The sequence below is a fragment of the Paractinoplanes ferrugineus genome (assembly GCF_016862195.1).
Classification (GTDB): domain Bacteria; phylum Actinomycetota; class Actinomycetes; order Mycobacteriales; family Micromonosporaceae; genus Actinoplanes; species Actinoplanes ferrugineus.
This window is the reverse complement of the sequence record NZ_BOMM01000005.1, coordinates 46,268-53,788: the sequence shown is the minus strand read 5'-3', so window position 1 is coordinate 53,788 and position 7,521 is coordinate 46,268. Positions and strand designations below refer to the sequence as shown.

9 protein-coding genes and 1 pseudogene are annotated in these 7,521 nt (G+C 69.4%); 3 read left to right on the top strand and 7 right to left on the bottom strand.

Annotation, left to right across the window (positions count from 1 at the left end; all coding sequences use genetic code 11):
* Positions 1-448 precede the first annotated feature (448 nt).
* Positions 449-853 (top strand): GntR family transcriptional regulator, encoded by a 405-nt coding sequence (locus Afe05nite_RS04935; RefSeq protein WP_203815760.1) that lies wholly within the window; start codon positions 449-451, stop codon positions 851-853.
* Positions 854-1,020: 167 nt separating this feature from the next.
* Here Afe05nite_RS04935 and Afe05nite_RS04930 read toward each other — a convergent pair whose 3' ends face one another.
* The gene (locus Afe05nite_RS04930) at positions 1,021-1,509 is read right to left on the bottom strand and encodes a DUF6636 domain-containing protein (protein ID WP_203815759.1); all 489 of its coding nucleotides are present in this window, start codon (positions 1,507-1,509) and stop codon (positions 1,021-1,023) included.
* An 88-nt stretch (positions 1,510-1,597) separates the two neighbouring features.
* On the opposite strand from Afe05nite_RS04930, the gene Afe05nite_RS04925 reads away from it, so the two are divergent.
* The gene (locus Afe05nite_RS04925) at positions 1,598-2,503 is read left to right on the top strand and encodes a tyrosine recombinase XerC (RefSeq protein ID WP_239117559.1); all 906 of its coding nucleotides are present in this window, start codon (positions 1,598-1,600) and stop codon (positions 2,501-2,503) included.
* A 17-nt stretch (positions 2,504-2,520) separates the two neighbouring features.
* The gene (locus Afe05nite_RS04920) at positions 2,521-3,708 is read left to right on the top strand and encodes an aminotransferase class V-fold PLP-dependent enzyme (RefSeq protein WP_203815757.1); all 1,188 of its coding nucleotides are present in this window, start codon (positions 2,521-2,523) and stop codon (positions 3,706-3,708) included.
* Positions 3,709-3,765: 57 nt separating this feature from the next.
* Here the strand turns inward: Afe05nite_RS04920 and Afe05nite_RS04915 are convergent.
* From Afe05nite_RS04915 to lepB (Afe05nite_RS04890), 6 genes and pseudogenes are all read right to left on the bottom strand, one after another.
* A pseudogene (locus Afe05nite_RS04915) lies at positions 3,766-4,131 on the bottom strand (murein hydrolase activator EnvC family protein); the annotation flags it as partial.
* Positions 4,132-4,204: 73 nt separating this feature from the next.
* On the bottom strand, positions 4,205-4,531 hold the full coding sequence (locus tag Afe05nite_RS04910) for a DUF2469 domain-containing protein (protein WP_023561849.1): 327 nt from the start codon (positions 4,529-4,531) through the stop codon (positions 4,205-4,207).
* Positions 4,528-5,370, bottom strand: coding sequence for a ribonuclease HII (locus Afe05nite_RS04905; protein ID WP_203815756.1), 843 nt, complete (start codon positions 5,368-5,370; stop codon positions 4,528-4,530). The genes Afe05nite_RS04910 and Afe05nite_RS04905 overlap by 4 nt, the downstream gene beginning before the upstream one ends.
* Positions 5,370-5,813 carry an NUDIX hydrolase gene (locus tag Afe05nite_RS04900; protein WP_203815755.1) on the bottom strand — a complete coding sequence of 148 codons (444 nt, stop codon included), beginning with the start codon at positions 5,811-5,813 and terminating at the stop codon, positions 5,370-5,372. Before Afe05nite_RS04900 ends, Afe05nite_RS04905 begins: the two co-directional genes overlap by 1 nt.
* Before the next feature lie 48 nt (positions 5,814-5,861).
* Positions 5,862-6,509 carry a signal peptidase I gene (gene lepB / locus Afe05nite_RS04895; RefSeq protein WP_203815754.1) on the bottom strand — a complete coding sequence of 216 codons (648 nt, stop codon included), beginning with the start codon at positions 6,507-6,509 and terminating at the stop codon, positions 5,862-5,864.
* Positions 6,506-7,399 carry a signal peptidase I gene (gene lepB / locus Afe05nite_RS04890; RefSeq protein WP_203815753.1) on the bottom strand — a complete coding sequence of 298 codons (894 nt, stop codon included), beginning with the start codon at positions 7,397-7,399 and terminating at the stop codon, positions 6,506-6,508. The genes lepB (Afe05nite_RS04895) and lepB (Afe05nite_RS04890) overlap by 4 nt, the downstream gene beginning before the upstream one ends.
* Positions 7,400-7,521 lie beyond the last annotated feature (122 nt).

The following is a 7,521-nucleotide window of genomic DNA, read 5'->3' as shown; positions in this document are numbered from 1 at the left end:
ATGGCGGCTAAGTGGGGGTGATAGCTAAGGGGCACTGGAGGAGGCGTCACGGTGCGTGACGGCGGACAGGGTTGGGCTGGGTCGCGGGGAGCAGGGTGACGAGGGGTGGAGGTCCTACGGGCGAGGCGAATTTGGGCAACGTTTCAGCTGTGAGCACAGTGGACAGTGTGTCGAGAGGACTGCGTCTGTGACGGCTTTGGGTGCGGACTCCGCGCTCGGGAAGCTTGCGCCCTTCGAGCCGGTCACCGCAGGTCTCCCTCTGCGGTGGAAACGGGCGACGGCCGGACCGCGCACCAGGCGCGACGGCGACCCTACGAGCGATCGGCGACCGCCGCCCGCCCTGCCGCCTGATCGAGTCGGGGCCTTCTCAGTGCGGCGGTTGTATCATACCTACAGGGTTTCATACGTACAATACGATGGAACGTCGTGGCCACGTAAGGTAACTAACATGATCGATCCCTCGGCGGACCGGGCGGTGTTTCGTCAACTGGCTGACCTGCTCCGCAATCAGATCGAGTCGGGAGAGCTGGGGCCGGGTGAGCCGCTGCCCAGCGAGTTGCGCCTGGCGCAGGAATACGGCATCAGCCGGACGACGGTGCGGCAGGCGATCGGGCAGTTGCGCACCGAGGGCCTTGTCACGGTGGACCGGCCACGAGGGACGTTCGTCCGCATTCCGGAGCCGATCGAGCTGGTGACGCTGGCTCGGGGTGACAAGGCGAGCGCGCGCATGCCGACCGATGCCGAGCGCCGCAAGCATCGCCTGGGCGAGGGTGTGCCGGTGCTGGTCGTGACATCGGCCGACGGGGTCGAGACTGTGCACCCCGCAGACCGGGTGCAGCTCACGCGCCCTTAGCCGGTGGCCGGCGCGCGGTGGGGCGGGTCGGGGCATGGGTCGAACCTAGGGTGGGGGTACGACAAGAATCGCCGGGCCGGAACGCCGGGACGGCCTGTTGTCGCGCAGAGCCGGCCGCTGCGGACGGAACGGGCTGGTGGCGGTTGGGGACTTCCCGGCCCGTACCGTCAGAAGAGGCTGTAGCGGGCGACGGCCATGGTGAAACCGCGGGTTGTCTTTTCGTCTTCGCACCGCAGGCCGGTGCTTTCGCTGGTGCAGCGGACGGTGCCGGAGCGGATGGCGGTGCCGTATTCCAAGGTTTCGGTGCTGGAGTTCAGCAGCGTGTCGCCCGCGCAGGTGAGGCCGGCCGCGCCGTGGTCGAGGTAGAGGCCGTTGCCCCAGTCGAAGTCGCAGTCGGCGGCCTTGGCCGGAAGGGTCCACTTCTTCTCGCCGATGTCGCAGCGGACGGCTGACCGGGTCAGGGCGCAGTAGATGTTCTTCGACGGGGTTCGGAACATCGCCTCGTCGACGTCGCGGACGGCGGGCGCGGTGGGATCGCCGAAACCGGCTCGGGCGGACGGGGCGTGGGACGGGGTGCCGTCGGATCTGTCGCAGCCGGCGAGGGCGGCCAGGGCAGCGCAGAACGCCAGTGCTGGGAGCATTCGGATCGACGCCATGGTGAGCGCAGTTTAGAAGCTTGTGACAAGAAGAGCTTGACTCCGCGGCTCCGGGCGTTGACCTTCGGGAGTGATGGATACGCGCGCGATGCATGAGGAGCTCCCGCTCGGGCTGCGGGAGGCGGTGAACGAGTTCGGGCGTCATCTGGCGCGCGTGGAGAACCGGTCGGAGCACACCGTCCGGGCCTACGTCGGGGATGCCGTCTCGATGCTGCACCACGCGGCCGCCAACGGGTGTGCCGGCGTCGGCGACCTCGACATCGGGGTGCTGCGCGCATGGCTGGCCGCGCGGATGCGGCAGGGCGCGGCGCGCACGTCGCAGGCCCGGCGGGCGGCCGCGGCGCGGGCGTTCACGGCGTGGGCGCACCGCACCGGCCGGGCCGCGAACGATGTGGGCGCCCAGCTGGCCAGCCCGAAGGCCCATCGAGACCTGCCGACCGTCCTGCGCGCCGATCAGGCGGCGAGCCTGGTCGAGGTGCGGCAGGACGACCCGGAAGGGCTACGTGACCGGGCCGTTCTCGAACTTCTTTACGCCACCGGGGTACGCGTCAGCGAGCTCTGCGGTCTCGACCGGGCCGACGTCGACGAGGGCCGCCGGCTCGTGCGCGTCCTCGGCAAGGGCGCCAAGGAACGGGCCGTCCCTTATGGGGTGCCGGCGCAGCGGGCCCTGGACGACTGGCGGCGTTACGGCCGGGCGGCGTTGGCGAACAGCGACAGCGGGGACGCCCTGTTCCTGGGGATCAAGGGCGGCCGGCTGCAGCAGACCGTGGTGCGGCGAATCGTGAAGGAGGCCGCGCAACGGGCCGGCCTGCCCCACACCAGCCCGCACGACCTGCGCCATTCGGCCGCCACCCACCTGCTCGACGGTGGCGCCGACCTGCGTGCCGTGCAGGATCTGCTGGGGCACGCGTCGCTGTCGAGCACGCAGATCTACACCCATGTCTCGACCGAGCGGCTCCGCGCCGCCTTCAAACAGGCCCACCCCCGCGCATGACCCCGTACGATCGAGGCGTGAGCGCCGGAGAACCGCCCGCACCCGTCCCGGGTGCCCGCCTCCTGTTCTCGCTGGACCCGGCCGTGTCCTATCTCAACCACGGCTCGTTCGGCGCGGTGCCGATCGGGGTGCAGCGCACCCAGCAGCGGTTGCGTGACGAGATCGAGGCCAACCCGCACAGGTTCTTCACCCAGGGCATGCTCGACCGGGTCATCCACACCCGACGACACATCGCCTCGTTCCTGGGCGCCGACCCGGACGGCAGTGCGCTCGTGCCGAACACGACGGCGGCGGTCTCCACCGTGCTGCAGTCGGTGCGGTTGGAGTCGGCCGACGAGGTGCTGCTCACCGATCACGCCTACGGCGCGGTCGCGTTGGCGGCCCGACGGCAGTGCCGGCGGGCCGGGGCCACCGCGCGGACCGTCGCGCTCCCGCTGACGGCTTCCGCCGCCGAGGTGGTGAGCCGGGTGCGGTCGGCCTTGCGGCCGGGCAAGACCAAGCTGTTGATCATCGATCAGATCGCGTCGGCCACGGCGGCGGTCTTTCCGGTCCGAGAAATCGTGGCGGCCGCCCGTGAGCACGAGATCCCGGTGCTTGTCGACGCGGCGCACGTGCCGGGCATGCTGCCGGTGGACGTGTCGGCGATCGGGGCCGATTTCTGGGTGGGCAACCTGCACAAGTGGGCCTTCGCGCCGCGCGGCACGGCCCTGCTCGCGGTCGCCCCGCAGTGGCGCCGCAAGATCGAGCCGCTTGTCGTGTCGTGGGAGCAGGACGCCGGTTTCCCGCTCTCGGTCGAATACCAGGGCACGATCGATTACACGCCCTGGCTGTCCGCCCCGGCGGGTCTGTTCACCCTGCGCACGCTCGGCTGGGCGGCGGTGCGGGCGCACAACGCGGCGCTCGTCGCCTATGGCCAGCGGGTGGTCGGGGCCGCCCTCGGGGTGCCGCCGGCGGACCTGCCGCAGCCGATCGTGCCGGAGGTCGCCATGCGGGTGATCCCGTTGCCGGCGGGGTTGGCGTCGACGGCGCCGGAGGCGATCGCGCTGCGTCTGGACATCTCCGACAAGCTGGCCACCGAGACGGCCGTGAACGCGTGGGGCGGGCGTGGGCTGCTGCGGTTGAGCGCTCAGGTCTACAACCGGCCGGAAGAATATGATCGGCTGGCGGAGCGGCTCCCCCAGCTCCTGGCGAGTTTTCAGCGCTGACCCGAGGGGCATCAACCGCACCCGGCCGAGCCCGACCAGCGCGAGCGGATCGAGGTAGACCTTGCCGCGCAGGAGACCCCAGTGCAGGCAGGCGGGCCGGGCGCAACCCTCGTGCCCGGCGACCAGAAGGCCCAGTTGGTCCCCGGCGGCAAGGGTGTCACCCGGGCGGACGCTGGGCTGGACCGGCTGATAGGTGGTGCGCAGGCCGCCGGCATGGGCGACCGTGACGGTCCCGACGCCGCCCGGGAGGCCGACGAAGACGACCCGCCCGGCGCCGGCGGACCGGACCACGGCGCCCGGGACGGAGCCGAGGTCGACCCCACGATGCCCGGCCAGCCAGGGCCGGGGCGGCGGGTCGAAGCGCCGGGTGACCTCAGCCGGCTGCAGCGGCCACAGGAAGATCAGAAGCAGGGTGTACGGCATGGCTTTCACCCTGACGGAGGACGAAGCAAAGTGCGGCCGCCCCTGTGGACGGCCGCACTTTGTGGATAACTACTCAGCTGCCGCCGAAGCCGGCTTCGTCCGGCAACGAGATGTCCGGCTTCTCCAGTTCCTCAACGTTCACGTCCTTGAACGTCATAACACGGACGTTCTTGACGAACCGGGCAGGACGGTACATGTCCCACACCCAGGCGTCGTGCATCTCGACCTCGAAATACACCTCGCCGTCCGAGTTGCGCACGTGCAGGTCGACCTGGTTGGCCAGGTAGAACCGGCGCTCCGTCTCCACCACGTAGGAGAACTGGCGGACGATATCGCGGTACTCCCGGTAGAGCTGCAGCTCCATCTCGGTCTCGTACTTCTCGAGATCCTCTGCGCTCATCGCTTCTCGCCCTCCATGGCCTCATCTTCCCCCACCATCGGCGACGGCTGAGGCTGGTCGCCCGACGCCACGCCGACGGTACCTTCAGCGGCGCCCGAAAGCATCGCGGGCTCGGCCGCTGATGCATCAAACAGCAGCTGTTGTTGTCCGTCAAAAGGAACGGGACGCCGCGCCCGGGGCGGCCGATTGCCCCGGCCCGACACGGCCGCCACGTTCACGTACGAGAAGCGGTGCTCCGCGCACGGGCCGTGCCGCTTGAGCGCGGCGCTGTGGTCGTCGGTGATGTACCCCTTGTGCACGGCGAAGCCGTAGTCGGGGAACTGATCGTCCATCTCCACCATGATCCGGTCTCGGGTGACCTTGGCCAACACGCTCGCCGCGGCCACACAGGCGGCCACCCGGTCGCCCTTCCACACGGCGAGGCCCGGCACGCCGAGGCCGTCGACCGGGAAACCGTCGGTCAACACATATTCCGGGGCGGTGGTCAGGGACGCGAGCGCGCGGCGCATCGCCGCCAGATTGCACACGTGGAGCCCGCGCGCATCGACCTCGGTCGCCGGGATGATCATGACGGACCAGGCGAGCGCCCGGTCGACCACCTCGGCGTAGACACGCTCCCGGGCGGCCGGCGTCAGCAGCTTGGAATCGGCGAGGCCGGGAACCTCCCCGCGCTTGCCCTCGGGCAGGATCGCCGCGGCGGCCACCAGAGGACCCGCACAGGCGCCACGACCGGCTTCGTCGGCTCCGGCCACCTGGCGGAAGCCACGGCGCTGCAGGGCCCGCTCGAGGGCGTAGAGGCCGCCTTCCCGGCGGACGACGGTGCGCGGCGGGGCCAGCATCAGAGGCTCCCGAGCAGAGACACGAGCGAGGCCGGGAAGATCTGCTCCCGACTGGCCTCGATCTCGGCGGGCGACCACCATCGGTGCTCGGTGATGGTCTGCTGCTCGTTCTGATCCATGCCGGCCGTGTCGACCTGCCACTCGCTCACCCGCAGCAGGAAGAAGACCTGATCCTGCCGGTATTGCTGCTCGCGGAAGCTGAACTCGGCGACCTCGTGCCAGACCGGCTCGCCCAACTGGGCCGGGTCGATCCGCAGACCGGTCTCCTCGGCCAGCTCGCGGGCGGCGCCCTCGGCGGGCGACTCCCCGGCGTCGAGCCCGCCGCCGGGGGTGAACCACCATCGTTCGCCGGGCCGGGCCGGATCGCCGCCGTGCAGCAGCAGCGTGCGGCCCGCGGCGTCGACGAGCAGTACGCGAGCGGCGCGGCGGTCGAGGACGGTCACCCGACCAAGGCTAATGCGCTCCTCGTGGATCTTTCGACCGGGTCGAGGTCACTTCGCGGGCGAGGCATTCGGGATGTTGTCGAAGCCGTCCGGCACCGACAGCCACGTAGCCCGCTTGACCGGCCAGAACACCGTGAAGGCGCGCCCGATCACCGAATCCTCGGGGATCGTCGCCTCCTGGATGTCGTTGGTCTCCTCGTAGTGCTCGAGGGAGTCGCCGGAGGCGGAGCGGTGGTCACCCATCACCCACAGGCGGTTGGCCGGCACGGTGATGTCGAACTTGCGGTCGGCGGCCGGGTCCTGGTTGCCGTCGGCGTCCTTGTAGATGTACGGCTCGTCCAGGGACTTACCGTTGATCATCAGGCGCTCCTGGGCGTCGCAGCAGATGATGTGATCGCCAGGCGTCCCGATGATGCGCTTGATGAAGTCTTCGCCCTCGGCGCCGGACTGCCAGTCGTCGGGCGCCTTGAAGACGATGATCTCGCCGCGACGCGGGTCGCGGAAGTCGTAGACGAGCTTGTTGACCAGCACCCGGTCCAGCACGTTGAGCGTGTGCTCCATCGACGGGCTCGGGATGTAGAAGGTCTGCAGGACGAACGCGCGCACCAGGACGGCGACGAGGATCGCGACACCCAGCAGGATGGGAAGCTCGCGCCAGAAGGAGCCCCGGCGCTTTTCGGTCTGCTCGTCAATCACGAACGGAGCCTACGACGCCTTGTCGCGAACTTCAGCCTGGAACGCGCGGATAGTCCGGCACTAAACAGAAACGGTAAGACGATTGCCTCGGAGATGGGCTTATCGCGGCGTACCGGAACCTGTCCCTCGGCGGCGGCGGTCGGATGATCGGCGGCGTAGGCCTTCCAGACCTCGGGCACGGAGAGGCTGGTGAAACGGCTGCTCGGCCAGACGATCACGAAAGCGCGGCCGATCACGTTCTTGATCGGGACCGGGCCCTGGCACCTGGCGTCCTGCGAGACGGCCCGATGGTCGCCCATGACGAACATCTCACCCTGCGGGATGGTCACCTCGGCGAAACGCCGGCTGGTGCACTGCGTCGGGTTGGGCGGCTGGTTCAGGTCGGAGTTGTAACCATCGGCGATGTACGCCTCGTCCATGCCCACGCCGTTGACTGTGATCCGGCCCTTGGCGTCGCAGCAGGCGACCTTGTCACCGGGCAGACCGATCACCCGTTTGATGAAGTCGCGTTCCCCCGGGCGGCTGACCCCGACGAGATCCCCGACTGTGCGCCCGAGCTTGGCGGCGAAGCTGTTGCTGACCGGCTCGGTCACCTCGGGCGCCCAGTTGTCGGTGCCGCGGAAGACCACGATCTCGCCGCGTATCGGGTCACGCATGTCATAGATGACCTTGTTGACCAGGACGCGGTCCTTGACCAGGAGCGTCTTCTCCATCGACCCGCTGGGGATGTAGAAGGCCTGCACCAGGAACGTGCGGATGAGCACGGCCAGACAGAACGCCACGACCAGCAGGAGCGGCAACTCCTGCCACAGTGGCATTTCCTTACGCCGTGTGATCGACCGCCGCCGCGCCGACGGTCGGTAGCCCTGCATCGGTTCCACGCTTCGCATCTCCCGCCGCCGCCAACCGGCCAAACCGCCCCGGATTCAGCACTGAACCAGCTGGATACAGAACTACCGCCCGAGTATCCCCTCTCGGAGACTTACGAGCGGTAGTACTGGAAGGGTTCACA